The sequence below is a fragment of the Pseudomonas danubii genome, assembly GCF_042980055.1.
Lineage (GTDB): Bacteria > Pseudomonadota > Gammaproteobacteria > Pseudomonadales > Pseudomonadaceae > Aquipseudomonas > Aquipseudomonas danubii.
Window position 1 is genome coordinate 2,470,234 of record NZ_CP116502.1, and the last position, 15,926, is coordinate 2,486,159.

The following is a 15,926-nucleotide window of genomic DNA, read 5'->3' on the forward strand; positions in this document are numbered from 1 at the left end:
CAGAATCAAAGGAGATTGATTGCATGAATTTACCGTCGCTGCTGCCCATCCTGCTCGGGATCGGCCTCGTCGTTCTGGTGGTCTTCGGCCTGCTGGCCCTGTTCAAGGCCTTCTATATCAAGGTCCCCCAAGGCACGGCGCTGATCGTCAACGACATGTCCTCGACGCCCAAGGTGCACTTCACCGGCGCCCTGGTGTACCCGGTCATCCACCTCAAGGAGTTCATGCGGATCTCGCTGATCACCCTGGAAGTCGACCGTCGGGCCAAGGATGGTCTGATCTGCCGCGACAACATGCGCGCCGACATCACCGTGGCTTTCTACCTGCGGGTCAATGAAACCCAGGAAGACGTGCTCAAGGTGGCCAAGGCCATCGGTGTCGACCGTGCCTCCGACCGCGCCGCGGTCAACGAGCTGTTCAACGCCAAGTTCTCCGAAGCGCTGAAGACCGTGGGCAAGCAGTTCGACTTCGTCCAGTTGTTCGAGAACCGCCAGGACTTCCGCGACCGCATCATCGAGATCATCGGCAACGACCTCAACGGCTACGTGCTGGAAGACGTGGCCATCGACTACCTGGAGCAGACCGCCAAGCACTCCCTGGACCCGAGCAACATCCTCGACGCCGAAGGTATCCGCAAGATCACCGAGCTGACCGCGGCGCAGAACGTCATCACCAACGAACTGGAGCGCAACCAGGAACTGGCGATCCAGAAGAAAAACGTCGAGACCCGCGAAGCCTCGCTGTCCCTCGAACGCCAGCAGGCCGACGCCGAAGCGCGGCAGAAGCGCGAGATCGAAACCATCCGCGCCCGCGAGGAAGCCGAGACCGCCAAGGTCAAGGAAGAAGAGCGCCTGAAGGCCGAGCAAGCACGCATTCAGTCCCAGCAGGAAATCGACGTGCGCACCGAGAACCATCAGCGCGAAGTCGAAGTGGCCCAGCAGAACCGTCAGCGTGCGGTGGTCATCGAAGTGGAGAAAGTCACCCGCGCCAAGGACCTGGAAGTAGTGGCCCGTGAGCGTGAAGTGGAACTGCAGCGCATCGAGAAAGAAAAGGCTCTGGAAGAGCAGCGCAAGAACATCGCCACCGTGATTCGTGAGCGGGTAGCGGTCGAGAAGACCGTGGCCCAGGAAGAAGAGCGGATCAAGGAGGTGCGCGAAATTTCCGAAGCCGAACGCGCCAAGCAAGTGGTGGTGATCCAGGCCCAGGCCGAAGCCGAGCAGGATCTGGTGCGTCAGGTCAAACAGGCCGAAGCCGACGAGACTCGCTCCAAGCACAAGGCCGTGGAGATCAACAACCTGGCCCAGGCCGAACTGGAAGCGGCGGCCAAACAGGCCGAAGCCAAGAAGCGCCTGGCCGAAGGCCTGGAAGCCGAGCGCGCCGCGCCTGGTCTGGCCGATGCCCGCGTGCTGGAAATCACCGCAGCGGCCCAGGAAAAAGAAGGCCTGGCTCAAGCCCGCGTACGCACCGAGCAGCTGATTGCCGAAGCTCGCGGCGAGCAGGAAAAAGGCCTGGCCGACGCCCGCGTCATGGAAGCCCAGGCGGCTGCCAAAGAGAAGGACGGCCTGGCGGAAGCCAAGGTCATGGAAGAGAAACTCGGTGCTCAAGCCCGTGGCGAAGAGCAACTGGGCGCGGCCAAGGCCAAGGCCACCAAGGACCTGGGTTCGGCCGAAGCCGAAGTGCTGCTGCAGCGTCTGAACGCCGAAGCCGAAGGCCTGGGCAAGAAGTTCGGTGCCCTGGATTCCCTCAGCGACAGCGCTCGCCAGCACGAAGAGTTCCGCATGCAACTGGAGAAGAACTTCGAGGAAGCGATGGCCGCCATCGCCGCCAACAAGGACATCGCCAAGGACCAGGCCGAAGTGCTGTCCGCCGCCCTCAGCAAGGCCAAGATCGAAATCGTCGGCGGCGAAGGCGACTTCTTTAATTCCTTCGCCAAATCGCTGTCGGTGGGCAAGGCCATCGAGGGCGTGGTGGGCAAGAGCCCGGTGGTCCAGGACGTCCTGGCACGCCTGCTCAATGGCAAGGGTGCCCCGGCCGTTGCCGCTGAACTGGCCGCCGCTGCCGTCTCGCGCAAGGCCGACGCGCCGTCTGCCGAAGCCTGACCCACACCTGACACACCTGTAGCCGCTGCCGAAAGCTGCGACCGACTCCGTAGGAGGCGCAGCCCTTGAGGGCCTTCGGGCCCTCAAGCACGCAGCCCGCGGCAGCGGCTACCGGCCTTGTGTCGGGTACCGGGCTCCAGGTTTGAGGAGCCCGCTTTTTTTGCACACCGCCGTAGATCCAGGAAGGCCACGATGTCGGACGCTCAAGTCGCAACTCCCCCGCAGGACGTATTGGACAAGGCCGTCGCCGAAGGCGGCGCCTATGAGGTGCTGCACAAGCGCCTGCTGGACCAGGGCCAGCGCCTGCGGGCCACCACCGACGACCTCAACCAGAGGCGTCTCGACGAGTTCGGCAACAGCCGCATGGAAGTGGTCGGGCGGGTGCGCATCCGTACCGAGAACAACTGCATCGCCCGGGACATCGTCCAGGTCGGCGACTGCTTGTTGTTCGGCTACAACGTATTTATCGGCCTGAAGAAGGAAACCAGCGTCGCCGACGTGTTTTCCCTCTACCGGCTGGTGGAAGAGGGCGAAGGCTACGAAGCCGAGCCCGTGCCCCTGGAAGGCAGCTTCCTTTCTGCCCAGGGCTTCCTCAATGATTTCAACGAGCTCTACACCTATTACAAGAACACCCGCCTGCTGCAACTGGCGATCCGTGACGGCAAGCTGCTGGCGAGTTTCCAGATTGGCGAGCGCGTCACCGATGTGCGGGTGTTCCGCTGGTCGATCTCGGTGGACGGACGGGATGTCCGGTACATCGACAACCGCGGCGAGCGGGATATCGCCCTGCCGGCGCCCTTCGATTTCGAATGGAAGAAGGCCACCCGTGAGATGGTGGTCGAAGGCCGCTTCCCGCACCTGAACATCCTCGACACGGTGTTCGTCGAAACCATCGGCGGTGACCTGACCATCAAGGTCGAGAACAACACCGAGTCGGGCCTGGGCATCTACCGCGAAGAGGTGCTGGACAAGACCCAGTCCCTGGACGATTCGCAGATCGAATTCGCCCGCCTGGGCAGCCTGATCCTGCTCAAGGTCCTGCCGTACCGTGAAGAGCAGTGGCGCTACCTGGTGTTCAACAGCCTGACTCGCCAGGTAGAGCGCATCGACGCCATCGGCCTGGCCTGCGTGCAGTTGCCGGAAGACCACGGGATCATCTTCCCCGGCGGTTACTACCTGCAAAGCGGCGAGTACAAGACCTTCGAACAGTCCATGGAAGGCATGCGCTTCAAGCGCTCGGTGCGCTCGCCCAACGGTGAAGATGTGCAGTACATCTTCTACCACCCGGAGCAGGGACGCTCGGTGCTGCTGACCTACAACATGATCAACCGCCAGTTGCAGAACCCGCTGTTCGGCCACGGCTACGCACGCCTGGAAGACGGGCGCATGGTGATCTTCGCTGCCGAGGGCGAAGAGCCGACCCGGGTGCATCCGATGCAGATCTGGCAGACGCCGTTCTTCACCGAGGAATACGCCGCGCGGCAACCGACCCGTAGCGGTTTCCTGGGGCGCATCGGCAATGCCGAACTGGTGCGCAGCGTCTCCGATCTCTACGATCTGTGCCGCGAGATCGACACCCCGGCGGTGTCGGTGCAGCGCTATTCGTTGCTGTGCCAGAACACCCGGCGTCTGTTCGATGTGTACCACTGGTTGGGCAGTGCCGAGCTGGATGGCCTGGCGCCGCTGCTGCGCGAGGTGGCTTCCACCTCTGAGCTGGTGCTGGATGAGTACGAGAAAGTCGAAAGCATCCGCCGTCAGTCGGACCAGGCCATGGTGGCCGCCGAGGCCAAGCAGAAAACCCTGCTCGACAGCCTGCTGGTGGACAGTTGGGATCAGGTGCAGAGCTTTGTCGATGCCCTTAACGGCATCACCGCCCAGCGCGGTCTGCTGCTGACCATTCGCGACTACCGCTACATCGACGTGGCGCGCATCGACGCCATGGAAGCCGATTTGCTCAAGGCCCAGGAGCGCACCGCCGCCGGCACCGCGACCTTCCTGGCCAGCGATCAGGCCCTGCAGCCCTTCGTCACTCAGCTGGAAACCCTGGACGCCCAGGCGCAGAAAGCCGAAACCGTGGCCCAGCTCAGCGAGCCCCTGGGCGCTCTGCAATCCATGGCTGGCGACCTGGATATGCTGTCGAGCCTGATGGCCTCGTTGCAGATCGACGACGCCACCCAGCGCACCCGGATCATCGAATCCATCTCGCAGATCTACGCCCGCCTGAACCAGGCCAAGGCCCGTGCCGAACAGCGGCGCAAGGGCCTGGGCTCGACCGAAACCGTGGCCCAGTTCGGGGCCCAGTTCAAACTCTTCAGCCAGGGCATCACCAATGCCCTGGCCCAGGCCCAGGACCCCGAGCGCTGTGACGAGCAACTGTCGCGCTTGTTGGTGCAGTTGGAGGAGTTGGAGAGCCGCTTCGGTGATCACGAACAGTTCCTCGGCGACATCCTCGGCAAGCGCGAGGAGTTGCTGGAAACCTTCGAGGCCCACAAGCAATCGCTGCTCGACGAGCGCCAGCGCAAGGCCCAGGGCCTGTTGGATGCGGCGCGGCGGATTCTCGACAGCCTCGGCCGGCGCACCGCCAAGTTCACCCAGGCCGAGGAGCTCAATGCGTTCTTCGCCGCCGACCCGCTGATCCTCAAGCTGCGGGAGCTGGCCGAGCGCCTGCGCGAGCTCAAGGACAGCGTCAAGGCTGACGACGTCGAGTCGCGCCTCAAGGGCGCCCGGGATCAGGCCGTACGGGCCCTGCGCGACAAGACCGAGCTGTTCGAAGAGGGCGGCAACATCATCAAGCTGGGGCCGCGCCACCGTTTCAGCGTCAACACCCAGGAGCTGGACCTGACCCTGATGCCCCGGGGCGACGAACTGCACCTGCACCTCACCGGCACGGATTTCCTCGAACCTCTGCGCGACCCCGAGCTGGAAGCCCTGCGCGACTTCTGGCAGGTGGCTCTGGAGTCGGAATCGGCCCAGCTGTACCGCGCCGAGTACCTGGCCGGACAAGTGCTGGACGCTGCCGACCGGGGCGTGGAAGGGCTGAGCCTGGAAAGCCTGAAACCCTTGCTGGCGCAGCCTGAGGAATTGGCGCGGGTGATCCGCGACTTCGCCGCGCCGCGCTACAAGGAAGGTTACGAAAAGGGCATTCACGATCACGATGCGGCGGCGATCCTGTTGCAACTGCTACCGCTGCGCGACAGCGCCGGCCTGCTGCGCTTCGGCGCGGCGGCGCGGGCCTTCGCCACGCTGTTCTGGGGCCGCCAGCAGCACCAGCCGCAACCGCAGCAATGGGTCGAGCGGGCGCGCACCAGCCGGCATATTCAGCAGCTGTTCGGGCGTCGTGAAGGCTTGCTGCAGTTGCAGGAGGAAATCCTCGCGGCACTGAGTGACTGGCATCAGCAGCACGCCTTCACCCTGGCCGCCGAGCTGTTGCCGGAGGCCGCCGAGTACCTGGTTCAGGAACTGGCCGCAGAACGCATCGAATTCACCTTCAGCAAATACGCCAAGCAACTGCAGGAAGCCCTGACCTTGCGTCTGCAGGGCGCGCGGATGTGGGACGACTACCAGCAGGCCCTGGCGCGGCTGGTGGAGCGGCCTGCTGCTCAGTGGGCATTGACCGAGAACTGGCTCTCGGCCCTGTGCGCCGAGGGCGAGTTCGCCGAGTGGGCCGACTACGTGCCCGAGGCGGTGGCCCTGTCGCTGCTGCGGGAAGACTTTGCCAAACGCATCACTGAAGTCGACCTGCGGTTCAAGGTCGACAACCTGATGGGCGAACACCCACGCATTCACGAGCGCAGCCTGTCCCTCACCGTGGATGGTTTCTTCGCTCGCCTGCGGGCCCACCGCGAACAGTTCCTGCCCGGCCTGCAGCGCTACCAGGCGCTGCGCCAGGGCATCATCAGTCGTGAGCGCTCGGCCCTGCGCCTGAGCGAATTCAAGCCGCGGCCGCTGAGCTCGTTCGTGCGCAACAAGCTGATCAACGATGTGTACCTGGGTTTTATCGGCGACAACCTGGCCAAGCAGATGGGCACCGTGGGCGAGAACAAGCGCACTGACCTGATGGGCCTGTTGATGCTGATTTCGCCACCGGGCTACGGCAAGACCACCCTGATGGAATACGTGGCGCACCGCCTGGGCCTGATCTTCATGAAGATCAACGGCCCGGCCCTGGGTCACCAGGTGCGTTCCCTGGACCCGGCCCAGGCACCGGACGCTACTTCGCGCCAGGAACTGGAGAAACTCAACCTGGCCCTGGAGATGGGCAACAACGTGATGCTCTATGTCGACGACATCCAGCATACCCACCCGGAATTCCTGCAGAAGTTCATCTCGCTGTGCGACGGCACCCGGCGCATCGAAGGCGTGTGGAAAGGCCGCACCAAGACCTACGACATGCGCGGCAAGAAGTTCTGCGTGGTGATGTCGGGCAACCCGTACACCGAGTCCGGCGAGGTGTTCAAGATCCCCGACATGCTGGCCAACCGGGCCGACATCTATAACCTCGGCGACACCCTGGGCGGCATGCAGGAAGCCTTCGCCCTGAGTTACATCGAGAACGGCCTGACTTCCAACCCGGTGCTGGCGCCCCTGGCCACCCGCGACATGGCCGACGTCTACCGCTTCGTCGCCAAGGCCGAGGGCAAGGCCTTCTCCAGCAACGAACTGAGCCACAGCTACAGCGGCGCCGAGATCAACGAGATCACCACCACCCTGCAACGCCTGATGCAAGTGCGCGACGTGGTGCTGCGGGTCAACCAGCAGTACATCGCCAGCGCCGCCCAGGCCGACCAGTACCGCAGCGAGCCACCGTTCAAGCTGCAGGGCAGCTACCGCAACATGAACAAGATGGCCGAGAAGATCTCGGCGGTGATGAACGATGCCGAGCTCCTGCAACTCTTGGCCGACCACTACCAGGGCGAATCCCAGTTGCTGACCACCGGCGCCGAGGAAAACCTGCTCAAGCTCGCCGAACTGCGCGGTAACCAGACCCCGGAGCAGAGCGAACGCTGGACCCAGATCAAGCGCGACTTCGTGCGTAACCGCTCCATGGGCGGCAGCGACAGCGATGTCGGCACCCGGGTCGTGGCCCAGCTCAACGATCTGGTGGAAGGCGTACGCGGCCTGGCCCGGCCCGCACAGCAGCATGACCTGCGCGCGGTGCTGGAAAACCTCTCCGAGCACCTGGAGAATAGCTTCCTGCCGCTGATCAAGGTCATGCACAAGAAGATCGACGTCGATCTGCACAGCCACCAGCGCATCGGCGACATCGCCACGCGTGTGGACGAACTGAGCCGCATGCTCAGCCACGGCGATGTGCCCACCCTCAAGGACTCCCAATAGTAGGAGCCGGCTTGCCGGCGAACAGCCAAGGATCACAACATGGATTTTGCCCACCTGGACCAGCAGCTGCGCGACAGCCTGCAGGACCTGAAACTGAGCAACGAAGAGCGGGACGAGCTGCGCCAACTGGGCAGCGAACTCAGTGCCGATCAAGTGCGTTACCTGCGCAATCGGGCTTTCGATCTGGTACGGGAACTGAGCCTGGCGGACAGCGCCAATGTGTTGCCGGCGTTGAAATGGCTGGAGCAGGTGGTCAAGACCCTGGACGCCAACAGCGCCCCGGTGCGCGACATGGCCAGCGCCCACTTCAGCCCCGGTGAAGACTGCCGACGCAAGATCCGCGACCTGTGCCGCCAGGCCCGGATCTCGGTGGATATCTGCGTGTTCACCATTTCCGACGATCAACTGAGCGACGAAATCCGCGCCTGCCACCAGCGCGGCGTGGCCGTGCGGGTGATCAGCGACAGTGAAAAGCAGTTCGATGTCGGCAGCGATATCGCCGTGCTACGCGAGGCCGGGGTGCCGGTGCGGATCGACGACACGCCGTTCCACATGCACCACAAGTTCGCCGTGTTCGATGGCCGAACCTTGCTCAACGGCAGCTTCAACTGGACCCGCAGCGCCACCACCGGCAACGAGGAAAACCTGCTGGTGATCGACCACCCGCAACTGGTGGTCAGTTACCTCAAGGAGTTCAACGAACTCTGGGCCCGCTACGCGCCGCGTTAAGGCGTGCCGCGGCGGGCCAGTACTCGGCCTCAGGCGGCGCTCGGCTGACTCCAGAGGCTGTCGTCGGCCAGCCTGTCGAGGAGTTTCTGGCGCAACCTATGGGCCTGTTCGGGGGCGCTCTGGCTCAGGGTTTCCAGGGCCAGGTGCAACTGCTGCAGCGGGTTTTCGCTGTTAAACAGGCTGCCCAGTTCCAGGCCGGCAATGGCTTCTTCGAAACGTTGCTGACGGATATGGTTCAGCAGCGTGGCGTGGCTCAACTGGCTGGCATAGGACAGGTTCTGTTCCAGGCGGCTCTTGAGCTCGGCGGCTTTTGCCTGCTCGTCGATGTAGAGGTAGACCAGTGCCAGCTGTGCCAGGTGGTAGTTTTTTTCCGCAGGGTCCATCGCCGTATTCTGAGCTTCGTCGTCGAGCGCTTGCACGGTCTGGTCCAGCAGTTCGATGGCTTGCCGGGTCTGTTCCAGGTCATGCAGCAATTTGGCCTGTGCTGCCTGTTTCACCGGGCGATCGGCGTATTCGAGCTGGGTGTTGAGGAGCGCCACTTCCTCAAGACCGTTGCGGATCAGCTCGCTGTCGCGGCGCTGGGGCGCCAGGGCAGCCTGCACCCACAACTGGGTTTCCACGATCAGCAGGCGATGCCACGGCCATTGCTCAGCGCCACGCCAGGTCTCCAGTGTCAGCAGGGCCTGCTCCAGCAGGTGGGCGCACCAATGCGGGTGCTCCTCGAGGTAGGTGCGCCACAGAGAGAGCAGGCACCAGAGACGCTGCGAGGGCGCGATCGCGCAGGCCTGCAAGGCCGCCTCGGCCTCGGCCAGCTCATGGCGCGCGACATGCCAGTGCAACAGGCTCAGCAGCATCTCGCTGGCGTGTCTCACTGGCACCTGGGCGATCAGCGGTGCCGCCAGATCCGGGCGGCTGGCGTCCAGGATCAGCTTGAGCAGCGGTGGGTAGCCGCAGTAGTCATCGGGCTCGGGGTTCTGCGCCAGCAGTTCGAATCCGGCGTCGAATTCCCCGGCTTGTATCAGCAAGACCACAACGATGATCTGGGCCGACGCGGGCAATTGCGCGGCCATGGCCGGGAACTGCGCGTCCTGCCCCTGGGCACGGAACTCGCGCAGGGTCTGTTCCACTTCATACGGGTCCAGTTCGTCGGCCGGCTGTTTGAGCAGCAGTTGCCAGGCCAGGCCGAGGCTGATGGCGGCCTGCTCGGCCAGGCCCACACTGCGTTGCAGGGTCGCCAACTTTCGGTGCTCACTGGCACAGCCCTGGTTCAACTGCTCGACACCGAAGGTCACCAGCAAGGCGCGGGCCTGCTCAAGTTCACCGCGGGCCACCAACAGCGGGATGCGCAGCAGGGGCGCTGACGGCAGGGGCTGATGCAGGCGCTCCAACAGGCTCAGCACCGCCTGCGGGCCGTCCTTGTCGAGCAGGGTTTCGAGCAGTCGGTACAGCGCCATGGGCTGGTAGGTTTCATCGAGCTCGGCCAGGACTTCCAGGGCCTGGGCCTGGTTGCCTTGCCGGTACAGCGCGGCGGGTATCTGCAGCAGCCCCTGTTGCCGGGCTTTGCCCGTCAGGCGCTGGGCCAGTTGCAGGGCCACCTGCGGTTCGACGGCGCTCAGGTACGCCGAGCGATAGATCTGCGCCTCCTCGTCCAGGTTGATGCCCAGGCTGGTGCCCTGGTCATTGCCGCTGCCCTTGTGGGCATAGACCACCAGCAGCGAGATCACGCCGGTGATGAGCAGCAGGATGATAAACACTTCCATGATTCGGTTTTCCTTGGGGGCGAGAACTGAGCCTGGCGGACCGCGGCAATGTGCTGCCGGCATTGAAACGGCTGGAGCCGATGGTCAAGCCCTTGGACGCCAATAGCGCCCCGTTGGGGGCGCGCAAAAGGCCGCTGGGTCAGTTCGCCTGGAAGGCGCGCCAGGCCATCCCGCTGCTAAACCGCTCCAGCAGCTGTTGCTGGAGTTCGCTGGCCCGCTCGGGGGCCCGTTGCTGCAGCTCCTCCAGGGCCTGATACAGGCGTGACAGAGGCTTCTTGTTGCTGAGCAAGACGCTCAGGGTCAGGGCCTCGATGGCCTGGGCGTAACGCTGGTGCTCGATGTGATTGAGCAGCAGGTCCTCTTCCAGGTCGCGACTACCGGCCTCCAGGCTGTGCAATCGATCCTGCAGGGCCTGGGCCTGCTCTGCTTCGTCGATGCTCAGGTAGGCGCTGGCGATGTCCTCCAGGTAGAAGGTTGTGTCCATCTCATCGACCTCCGGCAGGCTGTCGCTGTCCAGCAATGCCAGGGCCTGCTCCAACAGGGTCCTGGCCTGGGCGGTCTGACCCAGGTCGTGCAGCAACGTGGTCTGCTCGCGAATGCACAGCAATTGCTGTTCGCCGTCTTGCTGCTGGTGCAGGCGGTGCAACTCCTCAAGGCTGCTGCGTACCAGCCAGCTGTCCCGGCGATGGGCCGGCAGCCGGCTTTGCAGCTGGAGCTGGGTGCGCAGGGCCTGCATGCGTATGCCGCTCCAGAACTCATGGTCATTCTTGTAACCGTCGATCTGTTGCAGCGCCTTGGCCAGCAGTGCCTCGGCCCATTGCGGCTGCGTGGCGTGGTGCTGCTCACAGAGGCTGAGCATCAGGCCGGGATGCTGGCTCGGTTCAGGTTCCAGAGTCAGCAGCAGTGCTTCGGCTTCTGCGGTCTGGCCTTGTGCTGCCAGATGGTTCAGCAGGCTCAGCAGCAGGCTGTAGCGATCCCGGTCGGGGGCTTTGTCCAGCAGGCGCAGGGCGTTATCGATCGGCGGCAGGGCCAGGGTCAGGTCCATCAGTTCGCTGTACGTGGTGGAGTAGAGCGCCTCGTTGATGGGGGCCAGCAGGTTGAGGGCTGAGTCCAGCTGAGCGGCCTTGATCAGGGCGGCGACTGCCTGGGCCTGTTCTTCTGCCGGCAATGGCGCGGCCCGGGTCAGGATCGTGTCGAACTGACCCAGGGTTGCGCAGGCTTCGAACAGGCTGCGCAGCGTCGACTGGCGATGGCCCTCTTCGGTTTCTTCAAACGCCGACCACGCCTGCTCGACGCTGGCCAGCGCCGCATCCTGCATCCCGGCCTGATGCTGCAGGCGCGCCAGGATCAGCAGGTTGCCGATGCTCTGGCGTTCCTGGGCGGCCGCTTGGCGCGGGTCGCTCAGTTCGCCCAGTACGGCCAGGGCCTGGTCCTGTTCGCCGCGGGCCTGAAGGATACGCACTTGCAGCAGCGGCCAGCTGGGCAGGGCTTCACCCCAGTTCTCCAGGAGTTCCAGGCAGGCTTGGGTATCGTCGGTGTCGAGCAGTGTTTCGATCAGGGTATTGAGCACGTAGTCCCGGGCGTGGGGCGGCAGTTGCTGGTAGATCGCCAGGGCCTGGGCCTTGTGTCCTGCCAGGTAGAGCTCGCTGGCCACCAGTTGCAAGGCCAGTTCCCGGGCCTCGCCGGGTAGCGTCTCTGCCAGTTTCAGCGCCAGCAGCGGCTCGGCCTTGCTCAGCAGCAGGGTCTGATTGATCTGGGCGGTGAGGTTGCTGGTCATTACCAGACCCTCGCTCTGTTCGGCGATTTTCCGGCGGGAGTACAGAATCAGTGCGATGAACACCAGTGCGATGACAAGCAGGATGACAAAGAGGGTCATGGACGTCCTTTTCTATTGAACTGCGGCTCTGGCGCGTTACGCGCCAGCCGGTTTGCGCGGGGTTATAAAGCCATGGCTACAGGCTGGCAACCGACTTTACCCAGCCAATGCGTTTCAGCGGATGTCATCCAGAGCAGGGTTGGCCCGGTCAGTGGTCGGGCAGGGCGGCAGGTTTCGGGTTAGACTTGCCGCCTTTTCGCACACTCAAGAAGCCCGCACATGGCCCAGCCGTCCACCACCTACAAATTCGAACTGAACCTGACCGACCTCGACCGCGGGGTCTATGAAAGCGTCAAGCAGACCATCGCCCGTCACCCTTCGGAAACTGAAGAGCGCATGACAGTGCGGCTGCTGGCCTACGCCTTCTGGTACAACGAGCACCTGTCGTTCGGTCGGGGTCTGTCGGATGTGGATGAACCCGCCCTGTGGGAAAAGAGCCTGGATGACCGCGTCCTGCACTGGATCGAAGTCGGCCAGCCGGACGCCGATCGCCTGACCTGGTGCTCGCGCCGCACCGAGCGCACCAGCCTGCTGGCCTACGGCAGCCTGCGGGTCTGGCAGACCCGGGTGCTGGACGCGGTGAAGAACCTGAAGAACCTCAACATCGCCGGCGTGCCCCAGGAGGTCCTTGAGACCCTGGCCAAGGACATGCCACGCGTCATCAAGTGGGACGTGATGATCAGCGAAGGCACGATCTTCGTCACCGACGATCGCGGCCAGCACGAAGTGCAGCTGGAATGGCTGCTGGGGGAGCGCGGCTGATCGCCTGCTCTGCCCCTGAACGATCCACCGTCCTCCAAGAGAAGTTGCTGTTAGCCCATGCGTATCGAACCCCGTGAGTTGCCCGCCGTCCTGCCCTTTCTTGGCGATCTGCCGCCACTGCTGACCCGCCTTTATGCCGCCCGTGGCGTGCAATCGGTGGAGGAGTTGGACAAGAGCCTGGCGCGGCTGATCCCGTATCAGCAGCTCAAGGGCATCGACGCCGCGGTGGACCTGCTGGTGACCGCCCTGGACCAACGCCAGCGCATCCTCATTGTCGGCGACTTCGACGCTGACGGCGCCACCGCCAGCACCGTGGGCGTGCTGGGCCTGCGCCTGCTGGGCGCGGCCCACGTCGATTACCTGGTGCCCAACCGCTTCGAATACGGCTACGGCCTGACCCCGGAAATCGTCGCCGTGGCCCTGCAGCGCGAGCCGCAGCTGCTGATCACCGTGGACAACGGCATCTCCAGCGTCGAAGGCGTGGCCGCAGCCAAGGCAGCAGGCTTGCAAGTGCTGGTCACCGACCACCACTTGCCCGGCCATGAACTGCCGGCGGCGGACGCCATCGTCAACCCCAACCAGCCGGGCTGCGAGTTCCCCAGCAAGGCCCTGGCCGGGGTCGGGGTGATCTTCTATGTGCTGATGGCCCTGCGTGCGCGCCTGCGCAGCCTGGGTCGCTATGAAACCCGGCCGCAGCCGAACATCGGCGAGCTGCTGGATCTGGTGGCCCTGGGCAGCGTGGCAGACGTGGTGCCCCTGGACGCCAACAACCGCATCCTGGTGCACCAGGGCCTGGAGCGGATTCGCGCCGGTCGCGCGCGGCCGGGGCTCAAGGCGATTCTCGAAGTGGCCAAGCGCGATCACTCGCGCATCACCTCCACCGACCTGGGCTTTATCCTCGGCCCGCGGCTCAACGCCGCCGGACGCCTGGACGACATGAGCCTGGGCATCGAATGCCTGCTCAGCGACGACGTTTCCGCCGCCCGGGCCATGGCCGCCCAGCTCGACGAGCTGAATCAGGACCGCAAGTCCATCGAGCAGGGCATGCAGCGCGAAGCGTTGGCCCAGCTCAAGGAGCTGCCGGTGGAATCCATGCCGTTCGGCCTGTGCCTGTTCGACGCCGAGTGGCACCAGGGGGTGATCGGGATTCTCGCCTCGCGCCTGAAAGAGCGTTACCACCGCCCGACCATCGCCTTTGCCGACGCTGGCGAGGGCATGCTCAAAGGCTCGGCGCGTTCGGTGCCGGGTTTCCATATCCGCGACGCCCTGGACGCCGTGGCCGCGCGCCATCCGCAACTGATCAGCAAGTTCGGCGGCCACGCCATGGCCGCCGGCCTGTCGCTGCCGGAGCAGAACTTCCCGGCCTTTGCCGAGGCCTTCGACGAAGAGGTGCGGCGCCAGCTGCGCGAAGAAGACCTCACCGGGCGCCTGCTGTCGGACGGCACCCTGGCGGTGGAAGAGTTCCACCTGGAACTGGCCCGCGCCCTGCGCCACGCCGGTCCCTGGGGCCAGCACTTCCCCGAGCCGATGTTCCACGGGGTGTTCGAACTGGTGGAGCAACGCATCGTTGGCGAGCGTCATCTGAAAGTGGTGCTGCGCAGCGAATGCGGCTCACTGAAGCTGGACGGCATCGCCTTCGGCATCGACCGCGAAGTCTGGCCCAACCCGACCATCCGCTGGGTGGAGCTGGCCTACAAGCTCGACCTCAACGAGTTCCGTGGCCAGGAAACCGTGCAGTTGATGATTGCCCATATCGAACCGCGCTAACCTGCGAAAGGGCCGCCGAGCCGTGCCCGGCGCCCTCCCGCTGCCCCTGTAGCCGCTGTCGAGCCTATGGCGAGGCTGCGAAAAGGCCCGCAGGGCCTTGCCTGGCGATCTCCCGCCGAACCTCTGGCAGACTTCAAATCCCGCGTCTGCTGCGTCGGAATGCCGCCCAAGCCGGTCGCAGCCTGCGGCAGCGGCTACAAGGGCCGGTGGGGCAGTTTTTTGCTCGGGCACTCTGTCGGCGGCAGTGTTGTCGACTAGTCTCTAAGCACTGTCTGATTGGCCTTGTGACCTTTTGTCATTCTTCTACCCGCGGGGGCGGGCGCTTCACTTCGCAGTCACTCGTCGACCGTTCAAACAGAACCCTGGAGCCTGACCATTGATCGAGAGGTGCCCCATGAGTCTGCTGCTTGAACCCTATACCTTGCGTCAACTGACCCTGCTCAACCGCATCGCCGTGTCGCCCATGTGCCAGTACTCGTCGGTGGACGGGCTGGCCAACGACTGGCATCTGGTGCACCTGGGCAGCCGCGCCGTCGGCGGCGCCGGGTTGATCTTCACCGAGGCCACGGCGGTCACCGCCGAGGGCCGGATCACCGCCCAGGACCTGGGCCTGTGGAACGACGCGCAGATCGAACCCTTGCAGCGCATCACCCGTTTCATTACCGCCCAGGGCGCGGTGGCGGGTATCCAGCTGGCCCATGCCGGGCGCAAGGCCAGTACCCATCGGCCCTGGCTGGGCAAGTCTGGCAGCGTCAAGCCCGAGGACGGCGGCTGGGTGCCGGTGGGGCCATCGCGGATTGCCTTCGATCCGCAGCACACGCCGCCCACCCAACTGGACCAAGGGCAGATCGACGAAATCATCCAGGCCTTCGTCGCGGCCGCCAAACGCGCCCTGGAAGCTGGTTTCAAGGTGGTGGAAGTGCATGCCGCCCACGGCTACCTGCTGCACCAGTTCCTCTCGCCCCTGAGCAATCAGCGTCAGGACCTGTACGGCGGCTCGTTCGAAAATCGCATTCGCCTGGTGTTGCAAGTGACCGAGGCGGTACGAAAAGTCTGGCCCGAAGAGCTGCCGCTGTTCGTGCGGGTGTCGGCCACCGATTGGGTGGAAGATGGCTGGAACCCGGATGAGACCGTGGAGTTGGCGCGGCGCCTCAAGGATCTGGGGGTGGATTTGATCGATGTGTCGTCCGGGGGCACCGCGGCCAATGCCGAGATTCCCACCGGGCCGGGTTATCAGACGCGTTTTGCCGAGCGGGTGCGCAAGGAGTCGGGCATGGCCACCGGCACCGTGGGGCTGATCACTGAGCCGGCCCAGGCCGAGCACATTCTGCGCACCTGTCAGGCGGACATCATCTTCCTCGCCCGGGAGCTGCTGCGCGATCCTTACTGGCCGCTGCATGCCGATGATGACCTGGGCGGGCGCAAGGCAATCTGGCCGGCGCAGTATCAGCGGGCGACCCACAGGGACCAGCCGATTCATGAGTCGGACTTGCGCGATTAAGGTTGTGCCGATGTAAAAAAACCGGCCCGTGTAGGCCGGTTTTTTTTGTGTCTGACTGCTGGCTGCCTTCGCGGGCAAGCCCGCTCCTACGGAGG

8 protein-coding genes are annotated in these 15,926 nt (G+C 64.4%); 6 read left to right on the forward strand and 2 right to left on the reverse strand.

Features of this window, described 5'->3' with window-relative positions:
* Positions 1–23: 23 nt before the first annotated feature.
* The 3 genes from PFZ56_RS11415 to PFZ56_RS11425 all read left to right on the forward strand — a co-directional run bounded on the left by PFZ56_RS11415 (position 24) and on the right by PFZ56_RS11425 (position 8,165).
* The gene (locus PFZ56_RS11415; RefSeq protein WP_170001087.1) at positions 24–2,099 is read left to right on the forward strand and encodes a flotillin family protein; all 2,076 of its coding nucleotides are present in this window, start codon (positions 24–26) and stop codon (positions 2,097–2,099) included.
* A 192-nt stretch (positions 2,100–2,291) separates the two neighbouring features.
* Positions 2,292–7,436 carry a DNA repair ATPase gene (locus PFZ56_RS11420; protein WP_170001086.1) on the forward strand — a complete coding sequence of 1,715 codons (5,145 nt, stop codon included), beginning with the start codon at positions 2,292–2,294 and terminating at the stop codon, positions 7,434–7,436.
* Between the two features lie 39 nt (positions 7,437–7,475).
* A complete protein-coding gene (locus PFZ56_RS11425; protein ID WP_102878510.1) occupies positions 7,476–8,165 on the forward strand; it encodes a phospholipase D-like domain-containing protein in 690 nt (229 codons plus the stop codon).
* A gap of 29 nt (positions 8,166–8,194) precedes the next feature.
* Here PFZ56_RS11425 and PFZ56_RS11430 read toward each other — a convergent pair whose 3' ends face one another.
* Both PFZ56_RS11430 and PFZ56_RS11435 read right to left on the reverse strand, forming a co-directional pair.
* Complete coding sequence (locus PFZ56_RS11430) at positions 8,195–9,925, reverse strand: hypothetical protein (RefSeq protein ID WP_170001085.1); 1,731 nt, start codon at positions 9,923–9,925, stop codon at positions 8,195–8,197.
* A gap of 139 nt (positions 9,926–10,064) precedes the next feature.
* Positions 10,065–11,801: a hypothetical protein gene (locus PFZ56_RS11435; protein WP_123393623.1), complete on the reverse strand. Its 1,737-nt coding sequence runs from the start codon at positions 11,799–11,801 to the stop codon at positions 10,065–10,067.
* A 219-nt stretch (positions 11,802–12,020) separates the two neighbouring features.
* Here PFZ56_RS11435 and PFZ56_RS11440 point away from each other — a divergent pair, with 219 nt between their 5' ends.
* From PFZ56_RS11440 to PFZ56_RS11450, 3 genes are all read left to right on the forward strand, one after another.
* Complete coding sequence (locus PFZ56_RS11440) at positions 12,021–12,563, forward strand: YaeQ family protein (protein WP_011059467.1); 543 nt, start codon at positions 12,021–12,023, stop codon at positions 12,561–12,563.
* 57 nt (positions 12,564–12,620) lie between these two features.
* Positions 12,621–14,330, forward strand: coding sequence for a single-stranded-DNA-specific exonuclease RecJ (recJ, locus tag PFZ56_RS11445; protein WP_110596457.1), 1,710 nt, complete (start codon positions 12,621–12,623; stop codon positions 14,328–14,330).
* 394 nt (positions 14,331–14,724) lie between these two features.
* A complete protein-coding gene (locus PFZ56_RS11450) occupies positions 14,725–15,831 on the forward strand; it encodes an NADH:flavin oxidoreductase/NADH oxidase (protein WP_102878515.1) in 1,107 nt (368 codons plus the stop codon).
* Positions 15,832–15,926: the final 95 nt, after the last annotated feature.

Bases quoted from the DNA above. Each gene is read 5' to 3' on its own strand.
- PFZ56_RS11415 (WP_170001087.1), top strand. From the start codon at position 24: ATGAATTTACCGTCGCTGCTGCCCATCCTGCTCGGGATCGGCCTCGTC.
- PFZ56_RS11420 (WP_170001086.1), top strand. From the start codon at position 2,292: ATGTCGGACGCTCAAGTCGCAACTCCCCCGCAGGACGTATTGGACAAG.
- PFZ56_RS11425 (WP_102878510.1), top strand. From the start codon at position 7,476: ATGGATTTTGCCCACCTGGACCAGCAGCTGCGCGACAGCCTGCAGGAC.
- PFZ56_RS11430 (WP_170001085.1), bottom strand. From the start codon at position 9,925: ATGGAAGTGTTTATCATCCTGCTGCTCATCACCGGCGTGATCTCGCTG.
- PFZ56_RS11435 (WP_123393623.1), bottom strand. From the start codon at position 11,801: ATGACCCTCTTTGTCATCCTGCTTGTCATCGCACTGGTGTTCATCGCA.
- PFZ56_RS11440 (WP_011059467.1), top strand. From the start codon at position 12,021: ATGGCCCAGCCGTCCACCACCTACAAATTCGAACTGAACCTGACCGAC.
- recJ (WP_110596457.1), top strand. From the start codon at position 12,621: ATGCGTATCGAACCCCGTGAGTTGCCCGCCGTCCTGCCCTTTCTTGGC.
- PFZ56_RS11450 (WP_102878515.1), top strand. From the start codon at position 14,725: ATGAGTCTGCTGCTTGAACCCTATACCTTGCGTCAACTGACCCTGCTC.